Source organism: Magnetospirillum fulvum MGU-K5 (assembly GCF_000442515.1).
Lineage (GTDB): Bacteria > Pseudomonadota > Alphaproteobacteria > Rhodospirillales > Magnetospirillaceae > Phaeospirillum > Phaeospirillum fulvum_B.
Genome location: NZ_AQPH01000045.1, coordinates 11,020 through 28,517, shown reverse-complemented (window position 1 = coordinate 28,517; position 17,498 = coordinate 11,020). Strand labels below are relative to the sequence as shown.

Genomic DNA, 17,498 nt, shown 5'->3' with positions numbered 1-17,498 from the left:
AACCTGAAGCTGGCTGGCGGTATCGCGCAATTCGTCCAGGAACTCGTTGATGACCCTCAGTTCGTTCTCGTTGTCGGCGCCGTTCAGTGTAGACATGGGGAGGTCTCCGGGGGGCAGTCGCTGACTCCAGGGATACACCGAATCGCACCTAAGCGGAACTGTCTGACGCTATTGCGCCGCTTCCCGCTCGCGTTCCAGCATGTCAGCCAGAGTATATCGGTCCAGTTCGTGAAAGAAGGCGTCCAGACCGGCGGACAAAGCACGGTTGGCGAGGCAATGCCCTTCAAGAAGGCAGCCCTCTTCGCTGTCGCAGCGCATGCAACGGACCAGCGCGAAATCTTCCTCGGTCGCACGGATGAATTCGCCCAGACGGACCTGATCCGGCCGTTTCAGCAACCGCACCCCGCCATGCTTGCCCCGAACCGTTTCCAGAAAGCCGACGCGACCCAGATGATGCACCACCTTGGTCAGGTGATTCTTCGAGATGCCGTGGCACTCGGCGATCTCGGTGATCGTCACCAGATCACCATCGCGCATTCCGACATGAATCATGACCCTAAGCGCGTAATCGGTGTGCAAGGTTAGGCGCATCGGCCTCGCTTTCTGCGTCGTGGAATGGCGGCGCCATGCTGGAGGAATGTCGCGGTCCGGTCAAGCCATCGGACCTCAGTTTTTGCCCCGAGCCTATTGATTTTTAACGCAGGCCAGACCCGACCGCGACGCTGGGCAGCATCGCTACAGCACCCTCTGACGGTCGTGCAGGATACGGGCTATGTCCAAGGTCTTGACCGCTTGGTCGAGGGTGACGATCCCGCGCCCCTCCAACGCCTCGATCTGGCACAACAGGACCGCCGCCGTCACCATCGCATCGCCCAAAGCGGTGTGACGGTCGGTGATCGCGATCCCATAGCGTTCGCAGATGACATCAAGCGAATGGCCCGACTCGGCGCCGTCGAGATAACTGGACAGGATCATCGTATCGAGGACCGGATTGTCGAACCGCAGCCCCAGCGCCTGTTCGTTCATCCGCAGGAATTTAAGGTCGAAGGCGGCATTGTGCGCGACCAGGACCGAATCGGCGACATAGGCATGGAATTGCGGCAAAACCACTTCGGCGGGCGGCTTTTCACGAACCATCGCGTCGGTGATGCCGTGGAACCGGATCGATTCGACCGGGATCGGCCGTCCGGGATTGACCACCCGGTTGAAGCTTTCCCCCGACAGAATGCGACCATTGACGATCCGCACCCCGGCAATCGAAACGATCCGGTCGCCCTGCGAGGGCTGCAATCCGGTGGTTTCGGTATCGAACACGACGAAACTCAGCGATTTCAGCGGACGCGATCCCAGCGCGCCGGTTTCACGGGCCTGCTCCAGCAAAGACAGGTCGTGGAACTCGGGCCGCGACGGCAGCACCGGACGTTCGGACCGCCGCGTCTCCACCGCCTTGGGAACCGGCAGGCGAACCCCGCCGCCACTTTCGGTACGGCGCAGTTCGGGAACCGCTCCGGCATGGTGCAGCAGCACGTCGCGCAAGGTGATCCCCCCCAGCGCCGACAGATGCTGACCCAGCCATTCTTCCAGTTCGGCCAATTCGATCATTCCGCCCACCCAGGTGAAGCCGACCCAGGCGGTCTCTCCCTCGGCTCCGGCCGACAGATCAACCGAGGCAATCCCCAAACGCTCGGCGGTACGGCGCACCAAAGCCTCGATGGCGAGAACCAGCGAATGCGAATCCCCATGCAGCCAGACCGGGAGCCCGATCACCGTCGCGGAAATATCGTTGCCCAACCGCGAACAGACGAACGACAGCAGTTCGGTCGAAACGATATCGGCCATCGGCCACCAGGATGACAGCAAACGGTCATAGCCTTCGGTCAGTCGTCGCACCGCCCGGCTGACGTCGAGACACTCCCGTTGCACCGAAGGGGACTCGCTGGCGGCGACGGCAATGCGGGCCAGCGGAGCCTCGATCGTCGTGGCAGCCTCGCGCAGCAAGTCGGCCCGACCAGCCAGACCGGCCAGTTGCGGGGCGGCATCGACCAGAGTGACGACATAGCCGGTCACCGGCCCGGCTCCGGTCCGGATCAGGCTCATCCGCGCCTGAAACAGCATCCGGTCGTCGATCGTCCCGGCCAGGAACGGAACACCACGGGCCGAACGGTCAAGATGACCGCAAAGACGATCAAAGATATGAACCACCGGCTCACGCGAAAGCGTCTCGAACAGCGAGCGCCCCAGCCCCAATTCTGCCGTGGCGCGCAGCATGTCGAACGCGACTTCGTTATACAAAACCAGTTGATGCCGCTGATTACAGACCAGAACTCCTTCGTGCAGATCGTTAAGGATCGCGGCCAGCCGGTTGGAATTCTCTTCGGAACGGCGGGTTGCGGCCGACAGACCGGCGGCCAGTTCCGACCGGGCCCGGACCATCCGGGCGCAAATCTCGTTGACCGCTTCGGGCAGAGGCGAAATCATCGCGAAGCGTTCGGGATCAATGCCGGATCGCTCGCCGCCATAGGCGATCGCCCGCACCTCGGCCGCCATCTTGCAGATGCTCCGCATCACCAGAAAATCGACGATTTTCCAGGACACCGCGAACAAGGTGGCCGATCCGGCCAGCGTGACCAAAATCAGCGCGGTGAAGGATTCGGGCACCAGCGGCCCACGCGACAGCATCGTGCCCGCGGTGACGATCACCGCGACATTGGCGGCGAACGCCGCGGCAAGCCAGGGAAAGGGACCCCGCCACTTCACCGGCACGAACAGCGTCTCCTCGTAAGGATGGCGGATGGAAAGCTCTGCTCTCCTATCACGCCGATTGCGGGCGGCGGCGTCAACCCCGCTGATCGATCCGCCATCCAACTCTCGCGGGAACGAGAGGGGAGACGACTTGGCGGGATGGCAGCACCAGACTGGCCTATTGACATATTTATCGACTTCACCTCGACGAATGCTATAAGTTCTCTTGCGCGAATGTTGTTAGCCGGGCGGGGGGCAATGGCTATTAGATGCAGTCGACGGGCAGTCTCTGTTCTTGCCCTGTTTTTCTTTGCTGGCACTCCCTTCGCCAATGCGGCAAGCCTGGAGGACGAGCTTCAGGACATCCTTGCCAACCATCCGCAGATTCAGGCCAAGACCAAGGCGGTCAATTCTGCCAAGGAAGGGATTCGCGCTGCCCGTTCCGGCTATTATCCCACCGTCCGGGTCGGCGGCGACCATGGCAACGAATATATCGACAGCCCCGACCGCCGTGCGATCCAGGGCCGGGCATTCAACGACCAGCGCCAGACCGCCAACCTGACCGTGACCCAGAAGATTTTTGACGGGTTCTCGACGGATTCGGCGGTCGATGCCGCCAAGATCAGCCAGGACATCTCGACCTCGGACCTTGACGCCACCCGCCAGACCACCCTCCTCGAAGGGGTGACCGCCTATCTCGACATCTTGCGGCAAACCCGTCTGGTTGCGTTGTCGCGCGAAAACGAGCGCAAGGTCGCCGAACAGCTCAACCTCGAAGATGAACGGGTCCGCAAGGGATCGGGCATCACCTCTGACGTACTGGCGGCCAAACAGCGCCTTCAGATCGCCAAGGAACGGCGGGTCAATTTCGAAGGTGGGTTTCATACCGCCGTCGCCCGTTACACTCAGGTCTTCGGCCACGCCCCGGACGTTGCTGGCCTGACCGAGCCGCCGATGCCGCTCGATCAGATTCCCGACCGCATCGACGACGTTCTTGCCGCCGCCGAAAAGAACAACCCGACCCTCGAATCCGCCAACCGCAGCATTGCCCTGACCGACGAACGGCGACGCGGGGCCGAGGCCGGCTATTGGCCGACCCTCGATCTGGTGGGAAGGAGCGATTACGAGAACGGCAAGAACGCGGTAATCGGGGTGCGTCGCGACTGGTCGGTGCTGTTGGTCGCGAATTGGGAACTGTTCTCGGGCTTCAAGACCAATGCCCAGGTCGCCCAGGCCTCGTGGGATCATGCCGCCAGCCGCGACAACCGGCTTCAGACCAGCCGCAAGATTTCCGAGGCGGCCCGCACCGCCTGGTTCAAGCTGGAAACCGCCCGCCAGCGTCTCGATCTGCTCGAGAATGCCGCCAATATCGCCGAGGAAGTCTGGGAAGCGCAGAAGCGCAAGCGCGAGGCCGGAAAAGCCACCGTCCAGGAAGTGATGGACGAAGAAACCCGCATCAACGACGCCCGCATCAATTACACCAGCGCCTATTTCGACATGTATCAAGCCGCCTATGAATTGCTGGCGGTGATGGGACGGCTGGAGATCGACAGCCTGAAACGGGACAAGCCCCCGGCCCCGGTCGACCGAAACGCGATGAATTCCCCGCGCCGACCCCCCGCCTCGGCCCAAGTCAATGCATCAAATTCGGCGATGCTGGAACGGGTCCGCAGCCTGATGGCCGACCGCGCCGATCAGTAATGGGGATTGCGCCCCGAAGCACGGGCTGCTGCCCGCGCTTCGGAGACGACAGCCTACAAGGCCCGCCAGATCTGGCGGGCATATTCCGCGACGGTCCGATCCGACGAGAACTTCCCCATCCGGGCGACGTTCAAAATCGCCTTACGGGTCCACTCATCGGCATCGGCATAGGTCCGGTCGGCCCGTTCCTGCGCCGCCACATATTGGGCAAAGTCGGCGGTCAGCAGATAGTGATCGCCGCCGACAGTCAGGGTATCGATCAGGGCACGATAGCGATCGGGGTCGTCGGGAGAGAAGAACCCGTTCGCGATCATGTCCAGCGCTGCGGCCAGTTCCTTATCGGCCCGCACCGCGGCGCAGGCGTCATAGCCGTCAACGCGATGACGGGCGACTTCCTGCGCGGTCAGCCCGAACAGGAACATGTTGTCTTCGCCGACTTCCTCGCAGATCTCGACATTGGCGCCATCCCAGGTGCCGATGGTCAGGGCCCCGTTCATCGCCATCTTCATGTTGCCGGTCCCCGACGCCTCGGTCCCGGCCGTGGAAATCTGCTCAGACAGATCGGCGGCGGGCATCACCAGTTCGGCGGTCGAGACGTTGTAATTGGGCAGGAACACCAGACGCAGCCGCCGCCCCACCAACGGGTCGTTATTGACGACTTCGGAGATGTCGTTGACCAGCTTGATGATCAGTTTGGCAAGGTGATAGCCGGGGGCTGCCTTACCGCCGATGATCACGGTCCGAGGCTGGGATTCCAGCAGCGGATTGGCGCGAATCCGGGAATAGCGCACGACGACATGCAGCAGATTGAGCAACTGGCGCTTGTATTCGTGGATACGCTTGACCTGGACGTCGAACAGCGAGGTAGGATCGACCTCGATGCCGAGGCGCTGGGCGATCATCACCGCGACATCGCGCTTGTTGGCGTTCTTGATCTCGGCGAAGGCGGCGCGGAATTTGGGGTCGTCGACAAACGCCTCAAGCTTACGCAACTGATCGAGATCGGTGTACCAGCCGTCGCCGATCTTTTCGGTGATCAGCGCCGACAGACGCGGGTTCGAGGCCAGCATCCAGCGCCGGGGCGTCACGCCGTTGGTGAGGTTGATGATCTTGCCGGGCGAGAGATGCTCGAAATCGGAAAAGATCGTGCTTTTCATCAGGCCGGTATTGATCGCGGCGACGCCGTTGACCTTGTGGCTACCGATCACGGCAAGGTGAGCCATCCGCACCCGGCGGTCGTCGCCTTCGGCGATCAGCGACACCCGGCCCAGCAATTCGGCATCGCCAGGATGGCGATAACGGACGCCTTGCAGAAACTCGTGATTGAGCTGATAGACGATTTCGAGGTGACGCGGCAGAACCCGCGAGAACAGATCAACCGACCAGGTTTCCAGCGCCTCGGGCAACAAGGTATGGTTGGTGTAGGCGCAGCAGCCCCGGGTAATCTCCCAGGCTCGCTCCCACGGCAATTCGTGCTCGTCAACCAGCACCCGCATCAGTTCGGCCACCACCATCGCCGGGTGGGTGTCGTTGAGCTGGATTGCCACCTTGTCGGGCAGCTTCTCCCAATCGCTATGACTCTTGCGGAAGCGAGCCAGGATGTCCTGGATCGAGGCGGCAACGAAGAAATATTCCTGCTTGAAGCGCAGTTCCTTGCCGCGATCGGTCGTGTCCGACGGATAGAGCACCTTTGACAGCGTCTCGGACTCGTTTTTGTCGCGAACGGCCTCGATGTAATTACCGGCATTGAAGTATTTGAGGTCGAACTCGCGGGTCGACTTCGCCGACCACAGCCGGAGATTATTGACTCTCTTGCCGCCAAAGCCGGGAACCGGAACGTCATAGGCCATCGCCATGACCTCTTCGGCATCGACCCACTGGCTGCAATTAAAGCCCCGGCTGTCGCGGAAATGGATCACGCGACCGCCGAAGCGGACCGGAAAAATCACGCCCGGACGGGGAAATTCCCACGGGTTGCCATAGCGCAGCCAGTTTTCCGGGCTCTCGACCTGCCAACCATGCTCGATATGCTGGGTGAACATGCCGTAATCGTAGCGGATGCCATAGCCGAACCCGGCGACTCCGATCGTCGCCATCGAATCGAGCAGGCAGGCGGCAAGACGGCCCAGGCCGCCATTGCCCAGGGCGGCTTCGACCTCCCAGGCCGCGACTTCCTCGAAATCCTGCCCCAGTTCGGCCAGCGCCTCGCGCACCGAATCGTACAGACCAAGATTGATCAGGCTGTTGACCAGGGTGCGACCAATCAGGAATTCCATCGACAGGTAATAAACCCGCTTCGAATCCTCGCGGTAATACCCGTTCAGGGTCGGCATCCAGCCCTGGGTCACCCGATCGCGCACCGCATGGGCCGCCGCCAGGAACCAATCGCGCGCGGTCGCGCTGACGGCTTCTTTGCCAACGGTATAAAGAAGATGGCTGCTGATCGCCGTCTTCAGGGCTTCGACATCGTCGCGTGACGAATGCGCCACCGCAGGCTTAACTTTATTCATCGATTTTTTCCCGCCCGCCATATGATCCCCAATCTCCGCCCGTCCCTACAGGAATGCGCGGATTAAAGCATAGTGTGGTTATACGCTATCGTCACTCGAAGGCGACAGATTGCGCCGTCCGTTGCGTGCCGAAAAACCCGCCGCCAGCGAACGGAGGCGCTCATCGGCGAGAATCTGGGCCACATCCTGCGGATAACGATGCCGCCAGTTCGGATGTTGCGTCGTGGTTCCCGGCAAATTCATCTGGAGATCGAGACCCAGAACGTCCTCGATCTGGACCATCGCCAGCCGCGAGCGCGACTTCCCAAGAAAAGCGTGGGCGGCGGCGGCCAATTGGACCGCCCGGTCGTCGGCAAGATCGCCCGTTGTCGGAAAATCGCTGGGAAGCACCCCCTCGCCCACCAAGGTCGTGACCAGGGCGACACGATCATGGGCACGCTGGCCCCGCTCCTCGTCCGCCTGACCCGGCCGGGGGTACAGGTCGAGCGCCTCGCGCCGATCGATATCGTGCCCCTGCCACCACGCCCGCGCCGACGGCAGATCATGGGTGGCGAAAATCGCCAGCGCCTGCTCGTCGAAACGGTCGGAGGACCGGAAGCGGTCGGCGTTTTCCTTTTCGAACACCATCACCCGATAGGCAAAAATCCCGGTTCGCTCCATCCGCTCGCGGAATCCGTCGGGAACCGTTCCCAAATCCTCGCCGATGACGAGGCAGCGGTTGCGACGGCTTTCCAGCGCCACCAGCCGGAACAGATCATCGACCGGATAGCGGACATAGGCGCCCTGATCGGCAGGCAGACCGGGCGGCACCCAATAGAGGCGCTGCAACGCCATCGCGTGATCCAGCCGCAACGCCCCGGCATGGCGCATGTTGGCCCGCATCACCGCGATGAACGGGGCATAGGCCCGTTCGGACAAGGCCAGCGGATTGAACGGCAGCAGCCCCCAATCCTGGCCTTTGAGCGCCAGCGGATCGGGCGGCGCACCGACCGAGACGCCAAGCGCCAGGCTGTCTTGTTCCAGCCAGGATTCCCCGCCATCCCCGGCGATACCCACCGCCAGATCGCGATAAAGCCCGATCGCCGCTCCGGCATCGAGACCGGCGCGATGCGCCCGCCCCAACTGCCGGTCGGCCACGAATTGCAGCCATTGGAAAAAAACGATCCGCTCGCCATGCTCGGCGGCAAAGCGGATCACCCCCGGTGCGTCGGGACGGCGTAGATCCTCGGGCCAGGTCCGCCAATAAGGCGTCCCGGCTTCGATCATCCGTTCGTGCAGCGCCTCGAACAGAGCAAAGCGACGGGCGCGCTCGCCCCCAGCCTGACGGAACGCCTCGAACGCGGCCTGATCGTCCGATTGACGGAAGGCGCGGAACAGCGCCTCCAGGATCGGGCGGGACAGCCGTGCCGCAGTGTCGTACTCGATCAGACCCGGCTCACGCACCCGGCCCAGCATGGCCTGGAACGCCGGAGCGGCATATAACCGTCGCGCCTCGCGGCAGGTGGCGAATTCGGGAATCGCCTCGATGTCGATATAGGCGGTGTTGAGGAACATCCGGCTCGACGGCGCATAGGGGCTGAAGCGCTCGGGCTGATTGGGAAACAGCGCGTGGAGCGGATTGACCCCGATGCAGGATGCCCCCAACGTCGCCGCGCCCTCGGCCAGTTCGGCCAGGGCGTCATAGCCCCCCAATCCCCAGTCCCGCTGCGTGCGCAGGGCGTAAATCTGGGTGGCGATGCCCCAGCCCCCCGGAGCCTGGGCCAGCACCGGCGGAACATAGGCCCGCATCGGCGCAACGATCAGCGATTGCTCGGCTTCGGTCCCATCCGGTCCAATCAGGACCAGACGGTGATAGCCGATTGGCGGCAAGGCGGGCAGCGAAAGGAACCGGCGGCACAGGACAACGCCTTCGACCTCGCGCACCTCGCCGTTCCCCAGGTCGGCGGGGCGGAAACGGCCAGTGTGAACGATCCCCAATTCTTCTTCGAGCCGCCAGGAAAAGACCTGCCCGTCGGCGGCGACCGGCAAAGCCACCGCAAGCGACGGCGCGCCCGACCCTTCCTCCAGCACCCGGACCGGCTCGATCCAACGCCGCCACGGCCGGGTCTCCAGCACGGACAGGCTGGCCTCAACCTCGGTGGGCGTAGCAGCGGGAAAGCCCATCGCCGCCAGAAATACCCGCTTGGTCTCGGGTGGAACCACCCGCCACTGACCGAAGAAGTCCCACCATCCGTCCTCGATACCGGCAAGATTCGCCAGCCGGTCGAGGGCTGAAATCCCGGTCATGCCCCATATCCTTCCTGTATATCGCGGGCAAATCCCCGCCCGCTGCTGACGCTGCGCAACACGGCAAGCGACCGTGGTCTCAACGCATAGGTAATTCCTGCGGCCCAGGTGCCCGAGGGCAATCCTGCCTGGGTCTCGAAGGTATCGAACACCACCTCCCACGCCTGCCCTAAAGTTGCGGGCGGCAGGACATAGGGAACCGATTCGTGGTAGGCGTTCATCAGAACCAGGAAGGTATCCCCCGCTTCTTCCTGACCTTTGGGTTCGTCAATCCCCGCGACGCCGCCGCCCAACACGAAGCCCAGCGAGCGGGCATAGGGAAGCGTCCAATCGGCCTGGGTCATCTCGCGCCCTTCGGCCGTGATCCAGATGATGTCTTTCAGAACCAGATTGGGCAGACGCTTGCCTTCAAGGAAGCGGGCGCGGCGGAACACCGGATTCTCGCGCCGCAGCTTGATCAGGATGCGGAAGAAGGCCAGCATATCCTCGTCGACATTGCCCCAATCGACCCACCCGATCGCATTGTCCTGGCAATAGGCGTTGTTGTTGCCGTTCTGAGTCCGGCCCAGTTCGTCGCCGGCCAGAATCATCGGCACGCCCTGCGACAGCAGCAAGGTGGCGATCAGATTGCGGGCCTGACGCTGGCGCAAAGCGGTGATCTCGGGATACGGGCTTTCGCCGTCATGGCCGCAATTCCAGGAATAATTGGCGTCGGTGCCGTCGGCATTGCCCTCGCCATTGGCTTCGTTGCGCTTGCGCTGATAGGTCACCAGATCGCGCAGGGTAAAGCCGTCATGGCAAGTGACAAAGTTAAGACTGGCCGACGGACGGCGCCCGCCCCACGAGAACAGGTCGGCCGAACCGGTCAGACGGCTGGCCAGATCGCCGATCATCCCCCCCTCGCCCGACCAGAAACGGCGAACAGTATCGCGGTAGCGCCCGTTCCATTCCGACCAGCCGGGCGGGAACCGTCCCAAGCGATAGCCGTCACCGCCCAGATCCCACGGCTCGGAAATCAGCTTCACCCGCGACAGCACCGGGTCCTGGCGCACCGCGTCGAGAAAACTGGACCCCCCGGAATCGAAGCCGTTGCGACCCCGCGCCAGGGCTGCGGCCAGATCGAAGCGGAACCCGTCGACCCGCATCTCCTCGGCCCAATAGCGCAGCGAATCCATCACCATCTGCAACACGCGCGGATGGGTGAGGTTCAGCGTGTTGCCGCAGCCGGAATAATTCTCGTACCAGCGCGGATTGCCGGGGCGCAGGATGTAATAGCTGGCATTGTCGATGCCACGGAACGACAGGGTCGGCCCCAGATGATTCCCCTCGGCGGTGTGGTTGTAGACCACGTCGAGAATCACCTCGATCCCCGCCTCGTGCAGGCGCTGGACCATGCTTTTGAAATCGCGGTGGGCACTGGTGACGTAAAACCGCGGATCGGCGGCGAAAAAGCCGATCGTGTTATAGCCCCAATAATTGCGCAGCCCTTTTTCGACCAGATGCCGCTCGTCGACCATCGCCTGAATCGGCAGCAATTCGATGCTGGTCACCCCCAGCGACTTCAAATGGCCGATCACACCGGGCTGGGCCAGCCCGAGAAAACTGCCGCGATAGGCTGGCGGCACCCCGGGATGAGTCATCGTCAGACCGCGAACATGGGCCTCATAGACGATGGTCCGCGACCACGGCACGGTGGGACGGCGGTCGTCGCCCCAGGTAAAGGCGGTGTCCAGCACCCGGCATTTCGGCATGAAGCGGGCATTGTCGCGGCGGTCGGCCACCAGATCCTGTCGCGGCCCCCCGACGCGGAAGCCGAAATGGGCATCCGTCCACACCAGTTCGCCGCTTAACGCCTTGGCATAGGGGTCGAGCAACAGCTTGTGCGGATTGAAGCGATGGCCGGCATTGGGGTCATACGGCCCCCACACCCGATATCCGTAAAGCTGGCCCGGCCGCACGTCCTGAAGGTAACCGTGCCAGATCTGGTCGGTATATTCGGGCAGAACCACCCGTTCGATCTCGCGCTGACCGCGACTATCGAACAGGCAAAGTTCCACCCGTTGGGCGTTGGCGGAAAACAGCGCGAAATTAACGCCGTTGCCGTCCCAGGTGGCGCCCAGCGGGTTCGGAGAGCCGGGTAAAAGGCGGCGGGCGTTCATGCAATCCTCGACGGTCTTATGGAGGGAGAAACGGAAACCTTGATGCGGCACTCCTCTAATCAGACGACAAGGGTTCTCTTAACAAAGTCCGGGCAGGGCTATCCTACCCTTATCCGTCACGCTTGAATACAGAGACCGACAGCGGGGGCAGCCGCAGCAGAATCGACCATGCATGACCGTGCCAGGGAATATCCTCGGCCTCGACTCCACCATTGTTGTGAATGTTGGCGCCACCGTACCATTCGGAATCGGTGTTCATGATCTCGCGATAGAACCCGGATTCGGGAACCCCGATCCGATAGCCTTCGCGCACGACAGGGGTAAAGCTGCCGACGACGATGATGCAATCATGCGGATCGACACCACGGCGCAGCCAACTCAGGACGGAATTGTCGCGATCATTGCAATCGATCCAGGCAAACCCGCGCTGATCGTTATCGAGTTGATGCAGGGCCGGTTCGCTGCGGTACAGCCGGTTGAGGTCACGGACCAGACGGCTGACGCCAAGGTGACGGGGCTGGTCGAGCAAATGCCAATCGAGACTGCTATCGACATTCCACTCGCGTTCCTGAGCGAACTCGCCGCCCATGAACAGCAGCTTTTTGCCCGGCTGCATCCACATGAAGCCGAAATAGGCCCGCAGATTGGCGAAACGCTGCCAATCGTCGCCCGGCATCCGCCCGATCAACGAGCCTTTGCCGTGCACCACTTCGTCATGGGACAGCGGCAGCACGAAATTCTCGTGGTAGGCGTAAAGCTGGGCGAAGGTCAGATCGTCGTGATGATAGCGACGGTGAATCGGGTCCTTCGAGAAATAATCCAGGGTGTCGTGCATCCACCCCATGTTCCATTTGAAGCCAAAGCCCAATCCGCCCAGATGCACCGGCCGCGACACCATCGGCCAGGCGGTCGATTCCTCGGCAATGGTGACGGCACCGGGATGCTCGGCATAGACCAGTTGGTTCATCCGGCGCAGGAAGTCGATCGCTTCCAGATTCTCGTTGCCGCCAAAGCGGTTGGGCAGCCAATCGCCGGGATCGCGCGAATAATCGAGATACAGCATCGACGCCACCGCATCGACCCTCAGCCCGTCGACATGGAATTCTTCCAGCCAATAGAGGGCGTTGGCGCACAGATAGTTCATCACCTCGGTGCGGCCGAAATTATAGATCAGGGTGTTCCAGTCGCGATGGACGCCCAGACGCGGGTCCTGATGCTCGTACAGATGGGTTCCGTCGAACCAGTGCAGACCGTGCGGATCGCTGGGGAAGTGGGCCGAGACCCAGTCAATAATGACGCCGATGCCGCGCTGATGCAGCCGTTCGATCAGAACGCGGAAATCGTCGGGCGAGCCATAGCGCGAGGTCGGGGCAAACAGCCCGACCGGTTGATAGCCCCACGATCCGCCGAACGGATGTTCGTGAACCGGCAGAAACTCGACATGGGTAAAGCCCATCTCGGACACGTAATCGACCAGCTCGTCGGCCATTTCCAGATAGGTCAGCGGCCGGTTGCCGTCACCGGGATTGCGACGCCACGAGCCCAGATGCACTTCGTAGATACTGACCGGGGCATAGCGGTCGTTATGACGCTGGCGGGCCTGCATCCACTCGGTGTCGGACCATTCCCATTTCGGCTGGCTCCACACCTTCGATGCGGTCTTGGGCGAACGCTCGGCCCAGGTGCCGCACGGATCGGCTTTCAACGGCAGCATCACGCCGCCATGAGCGACGATCTCGTATTTATAAATTGCGCCATGGGCCAGACCGGGCAGGAACAATTCCCACACCCCGGCATCGTGACGCAACCGCATCGGATGGCGGCGACCGTCCCAGGAATTGAAGTCGCCCACCACCGAAACCCGTTCGGCATTGGGGGCCCAAACCGAGAAAAGAACGCCCTCGACACCATCGATGGTGCGCAAATGCGCGCCCAGAACCTGATAGAGACGCATATGCGTCCCTTCGGCCAGCAGATGGATGTCGAGCGGACCGAGCTGGGGCGGGAAGCGGTAGGGGTCTTCGATCTCCTCCACCGTCCCCTCGGGACAGATCACGCGGAGACGATACCGCCCCACGTCGCTCGCGGGCAAACGGACGGCGAACAGTCCGTCGGGATGCACCCGGTTCATGGCAACCGGCTCGCCTCCGGCCAAGACGAAGACCTCGGCCGCGTGCGGCTGGAAGCTACGCAAGACCAATCCGCCATTGTCGGGATGGGGACCAAGAACGGCGAAAGGATCGTTATGCCGCCCAGCGGCCAGGGCATCGGCATCGCCGGGCTTGATCAGAACGGGGATCTCGCGCATGCGGACTCCTTTAACTCGGGCAATAGAGAGGGCCGGAAGGAATACCGGACAGTGCCCTAACGGCTCCATCGTCGAAGTGTCATCGCTTTTATCAGGATTGGCAAAAGCGGATTTCGCAGCCCGGCCTTTCCAATTAACAGTGAAGTCGCAAATGACAAAGAACTTCGATCACTCAGCCTTCAGATTGAGTCCCGCACCTGCGAACGCAGGCGGACCGTGCCGTTGATCGGCCGGGTCGGGCCGGTGCCGAAGTTTGCACGATGGTCGGAAGAAAAATCTGTTATATTTTTCACCGCCTCACTCTGCCATTTGGGAAGGAAATGGAAAGATGAGTGTCTTTGCCAAGGTTGCCGGTCTGGTCGCGATCGGACTGGTATTGATTTTCCTCTATCTCGCCGTCGGCGCGTCCGGAGCGATTTTCGGAGCCGTGGCCGATCCCTCGCCCGGCACCAGCCCGCTGGGTCTGGCCGTCTATGTCGGACTGCTCCTGACCGCGATCTGTGGCGCTTTGGTGATGCTGCTGGCCACCTCGGGCGGATCGGGCAAGGACTGACGTCCAGCCCCGGCCCGTATGCTCACGGCGTCGCCTTGACGCCGTTATCTTCCTTGCGCGCGTCGGTCCCGCTGCCATCGTCAAAGACGTTGAACAGCTTGCGAAGGAATCCGGGCGTCAGCGCCGACAGCGGATTGACCGTCACCGACGGATCGGCGGCCGCTCCCTTCATCGTGTAATTGAAGGCGATCACCCCGCCGCCCTTCTCTCCCCCGGTAATCAGCCAGCCCAGCACCGGAATCCGCCCCAACGCGCTGTTCAGCACATAGGCCGGGACCACGGTCCCCTCGATCGCCAGACGCGACTTGTCCAGATCGATCTGACCCTTGGCGGTAATCCCCAACGCGGCCCCCCAGGCGCGGGCATCCTTCAGCTCTAGCAAGCCGTTGGAATAAACGAACGGCGCATCCAGCGACGAGAAGCCGACGCCCTCGCCCCGCAGCACATCGACAATCCCGGTCAAGGCGGCGACGGTCAGCAGACGCGCCAGCGCGGGAGCGTTGCGGATGTGGTAATCCGCGATCTTGACCGAGCCGATCAGCGGCTGAGCCGGTTGGTTGTCGTCGATATACCCCTCGACGGTCAGATCGCCGCCGACCAGATCCTCGAACACGTCGAAGGTCCGCGCCACCGCCCCGGCATCTTCCGACGCCACCGCGAAACTGCGCCGCCGCGCCGCATCGCTGGTCAAGGTCGCCGACAACGACTTACCGCCGTCAAGGCCGCCTTTCAGCGACATCGCCCGCCAGTCCTGGGCGTCACGGTGCAGCGACAAAGCGGCGGGTCGCACCGCCCCCTTGTCCGAGACCCACAAGGATTGAACGCTGGCGACGATTCCCATCGGCGGCGGCTTCTTGGGGTCCTTCGAGCGATCCTCGTCCGCGGACAGGACCGGCTGGGCGTCGAAGCTGGGGCCGGTAAAGACGATGTCATAGCCGCCACCCTGGCGCAGGGTCACACTGCCCTCGCCCTGAGTCCGGCCATAAGACAGCCGGATCAGATCGACCCGTCGCAATGTGCTTTCCGGTCCGAATGCGGCCGAACCCCGCGCTTCCAGATCGCCGGACAGCACGACGAAATGGGGGATTGATCCGACCTGACGGCGATCGAGCCGGATCGAGGCTTCGGCGGTGCCGGGCTTGCCCGGCTCCTTGGTCCAGCCCAACCCCGGCAGGGTCAGCCGCGCCGGAGCCAGATCGAGCCGACCGTCAATATCGCCCCGCCCTCCATCGGCAAAGGTGATGATGACGTCGGCCCCGACCGGGCCGGTCAGAAACGATCCGGCATCGAGACCAAGGCGGCGGCGGTGCTCGTCAGTGACGGCAGCGGCCTTCAGATGATAGCGGCTGCGGAACGCCCCGCCCTTTGACGAAAAATTCTCGCGCCAGGTCAGCGTCGCGGGCATCCCGCCCAGGCTGACCGTCCCGGCGGCATCCAGCCCCTGCCCGTCAACGGTCAGGTCAAGCGAACCGCCATCGAGATCCTGCCCCAGCGCGACCTTGGGCAAGGACAGTGACTTCACCGCCGCCTGGGCGCGGATATCGAGATCGTCAAGCCGCAGCGTCTTCAACAACGGGAATTTCAGCGACAGCCGGGTGGTGGCCTCGCCCCCGGTCTTGCCCGGCTCGATCCCCAGCGCCTGGGCATAGCGCAACGGCGGACTGTCGAGCAGACGCAACGCATCGGGGATCGGACCGGCGATGGTCAGTGCGATGTCGGCGAATTGATCTTCCTGATCGAGGCCGGTGAATCCGACCAACCCGTCTTTCAGGCGCAGGCCGAACACCTCACCCGTGGTCAGGGCGATCTGCATCGAATGGGCGTCATAGGTGACGTTGGCCGCCACCCCCCGCGCCACCGGCATCGGGTGAAGATAATTGACGGTGACTCCGTCGGCGCGGATCGTGCCGCCGACATGGCCGAGCACCAGAGCCTCGGGGCTTCCCCCCGGCGGCAAATGGCCGGTCAGGCCCAGGGTCGCCTCGTGAACGATGCCCTTCGACAGGTTGGGAACCACCCAATCGCGGGCGTTCTGCCCCAGCCCCTGCGGCCACAGATCGCGCAGCCGATCAACCGGCAGATCGCGCACCACGGCATCCAGCCGCACCGGCCCGCCGGTAGCTGTCGCCAATCCCTCCAGCGCCCCCGTCGCCGCCAGCGTCGCGCCGCCGCCGAAATCGAGCTTCAATCCGGCAAGGTCGATCCGGCCGCTGGACCGGACATAGCCACCACGCAGCAAAAGCCCGTCGAGATGCACCGTTCCTTCGACCAGCGGCGGCGGCGGGGCGATGCTGCCCGCCCCGCCGGTCAGATCGACATCGAGACGGTCCAGTTGCCCTTCACGATCAAGAATCGCGTGAACCGAGCCGGTCAGCGGCATATCGACCGCCGCCAGCGGGGTCAGAGCGCCGCCGAAACGGGCCAGCAAAGCCGGACGCAACGCGCTGAACCGGGCCACGGCCTCGACCGCCTCGGTCGCCTTGAGGTAGGTCGCTTCGACATCCAGCCCGATCGTATCGCCGTCCAGTTCCAGCCGGGCGCGCCCGGTGACGATTACCCCGGCGTCAGCGCGGCGAAAGGTCAGGTCAGAATCAGGAACCCGCCATTGCCGTCCCAGCACCTGATCGTCGACGATGATCTCGGCCGAACGGATGGTCAGCGATTGCAGGGTCCGCCCTGGCTTGGCCGGGTCGGGATCGCCCAGCAGGGCATCGCGGATCGCATCGGCAATCGCCTCGGATTCCGGGGCTGGTTCGGACTCTTCGGCCCGGCTGTTGATGCCGAGATGAACCCGGCCGTCGGGATCGCGCAGCAGCTTCAGCCGGGGACCGTACAGCCGGATCGTGTTGGGGGCGACGAGTCCCGACAGCAGCGCCCGACCGCTGAGATTGAACGACATGTCGGGCACGGCGGCGATCTGCTGACCGCCGGAGCCAAAGGCGCGAACGTCAAAAGCGTGGATTTCGAGGAGGCGACCGTTATCGCCCTCCATCAGCACGGTGGTCCCCAGCCGAACGACCAGCGACCCGTCGCCAGCGGCCAGGGCGTCCTCGATTGCCGGGGTGAGGAAATCCAGCACGATCGGTCCCTGCGACAGCCGCCAGGCCAACAGGGAGACGCCGATCACCAGACTGACCAGAACCAGCCCCAAGACCCGAAACAAAACGTTGACGGCACCGTGGACCACGCGCCTCCCCCTTACCCGTTCGAACATTGCCAGGATAGCACCGGCACGCTTG

9 protein-coding genes are annotated in these 17,498 nt (G+C 63.1%); 2 read left to right on the top strand and 7 right to left on the bottom strand.

Annotated elements, in window-relative coordinates:
* Positions 1-168: 168 nt before the first annotated feature.
* Positions 169-591 carry an RrF2 family transcriptional regulator gene (locus K678_RS11740; RefSeq protein WP_002727730.1) on the bottom strand — a complete coding sequence of 141 codons (423 nt, stop codon included), beginning with the start codon at positions 589-591 and terminating at the stop codon, positions 169-171.
* 144 nt (positions 592-735) lie between these two features.
* Positions 736-2,763 carry a 3'-5' exonuclease gene (locus K678_RS11735; protein ID WP_021132671.1) on the bottom strand — a complete coding sequence of 676 codons (2,028 nt, stop codon included), beginning with the start codon at positions 2,761-2,763 and terminating at the stop codon, positions 736-738.
* 237 nt (positions 2,764-3,000) lie between these two features.
* Here K678_RS11735 and K678_RS11730 point away from each other — a divergent pair, with 237 nt between their 5' ends.
* Entirely contained in the window at positions 3,001-4,443 is a 1,443-nt protein-coding gene (locus K678_RS11730; protein ID WP_021132670.1) for a TolC family outer membrane protein, read from the top strand.
* A 53-nt stretch (positions 4,444-4,496) separates the two neighbouring features.
* Here K678_RS11730 and K678_RS11725 read toward each other — a convergent pair whose 3' ends face one another.
* The 4 genes from K678_RS11725 to glgB form a co-directional block, all read right to left on the bottom strand.
* Positions 4,497-6,953: a glycogen/starch/alpha-glucan phosphorylase gene (locus tag K678_RS11725; protein WP_039852960.1), complete on the bottom strand. Its 2,457-nt coding sequence runs from the start codon at positions 6,951-6,953 to the stop codon at positions 4,497-4,499.
* A gap of 78 nt (positions 6,954-7,031) precedes the next feature.
* A complete protein-coding gene (malQ, locus tag K678_RS11720) occupies positions 7,032-9,239 on the bottom strand; it encodes a 4-alpha-glucanotransferase (RefSeq protein ID WP_021132668.1) in 2,208 nt (735 codons plus the stop codon).
* Positions 9,236-11,398 (bottom strand): glycogen debranching protein GlgX, encoded by a 2,163-nt coding sequence (gene glgX, locus K678_RS11715; RefSeq protein ID WP_021132667.1) that lies wholly within the window; start codon positions 11,396-11,398, stop codon positions 9,236-9,238. Before glgX ends, malQ begins: the two co-directional genes overlap by 4 nt.
* A 109-nt stretch (positions 11,399-11,507) precedes the next feature.
* On the bottom strand, positions 11,508-13,706 hold the full coding sequence (gene glgB, locus K678_RS11710; RefSeq protein ID WP_021132666.1) for a 1,4-alpha-glucan branching protein GlgB: 2,199 nt from the start codon (positions 13,704-13,706) through the stop codon (positions 11,508-11,510).
* 328 nt (positions 13,707-14,034) lie between these two features.
* Between glgB and K678_RS11705 the strand changes: the two genes are divergently transcribed.
* On the top strand, positions 14,035-14,259 hold the full coding sequence (locus K678_RS11705) for a hypothetical protein (protein ID WP_021132665.1): 225 nt from the start codon (positions 14,035-14,037) through the stop codon (positions 14,257-14,259).
* 22 nt (positions 14,260-14,281) lie between these two features.
* Here the strand turns inward: K678_RS11705 and K678_RS11700 are convergent, their stop codons facing one another.
* Positions 14,282-17,446, bottom strand: a complete 3,165-nt coding sequence (locus K678_RS11700; RefSeq protein WP_021132664.1) for a YhdP family protein — start codon at positions 17,444-17,446, stop codon at positions 14,282-14,284.
* Between the last annotated feature and the right edge of the window lie 52 nt (positions 17,447-17,498).

Bases quoted from the DNA above. Each gene is read 5' to 3' on its own strand.
- K678_RS11730 (WP_021132670.1), top strand. From the start codon at position 3,001: ATGGCTATTAGATGCAGTCGACGGGCAGTCTCTGTTCTTGCCCTGTTT.
- K678_RS11705 (WP_021132665.1), top strand. From the start codon at position 14,035: ATGAGTGTCTTTGCCAAGGTTGCCGGTCTGGTCGCGATCGGACTGGTA.
- K678_RS11740 (WP_002727730.1), bottom strand. From the start codon at position 591: ATGCGCCTAACCTTGCACACCGATTACGCGCTTAGGGTCATGATTCAT.
- glgX (WP_021132667.1), bottom strand. From the start codon at position 11,398: ATGAACGCCCGCCGCCTTTTACCCGGCTCTCCGAACCCGCTGGGCGCC.
- K678_RS11725 (WP_039852960.1), bottom strand. From the start codon at position 6,953: ATGAATAAAGTTAAGCCTGCGGTGGCGCATTCGTCACGCGACGATGTC.
- glgB (WP_021132666.1), bottom strand. From the start codon at position 13,706: ATGCGCGAGATCCCCGTTCTGATCAAGCCCGGCGATGCCGATGCCCTG.
- malQ (WP_021132668.1), bottom strand. From the start codon at position 9,239: ATGACCGGGATTTCAGCCCTCGACCGGCTGGCGAATCTTGCCGGTATC.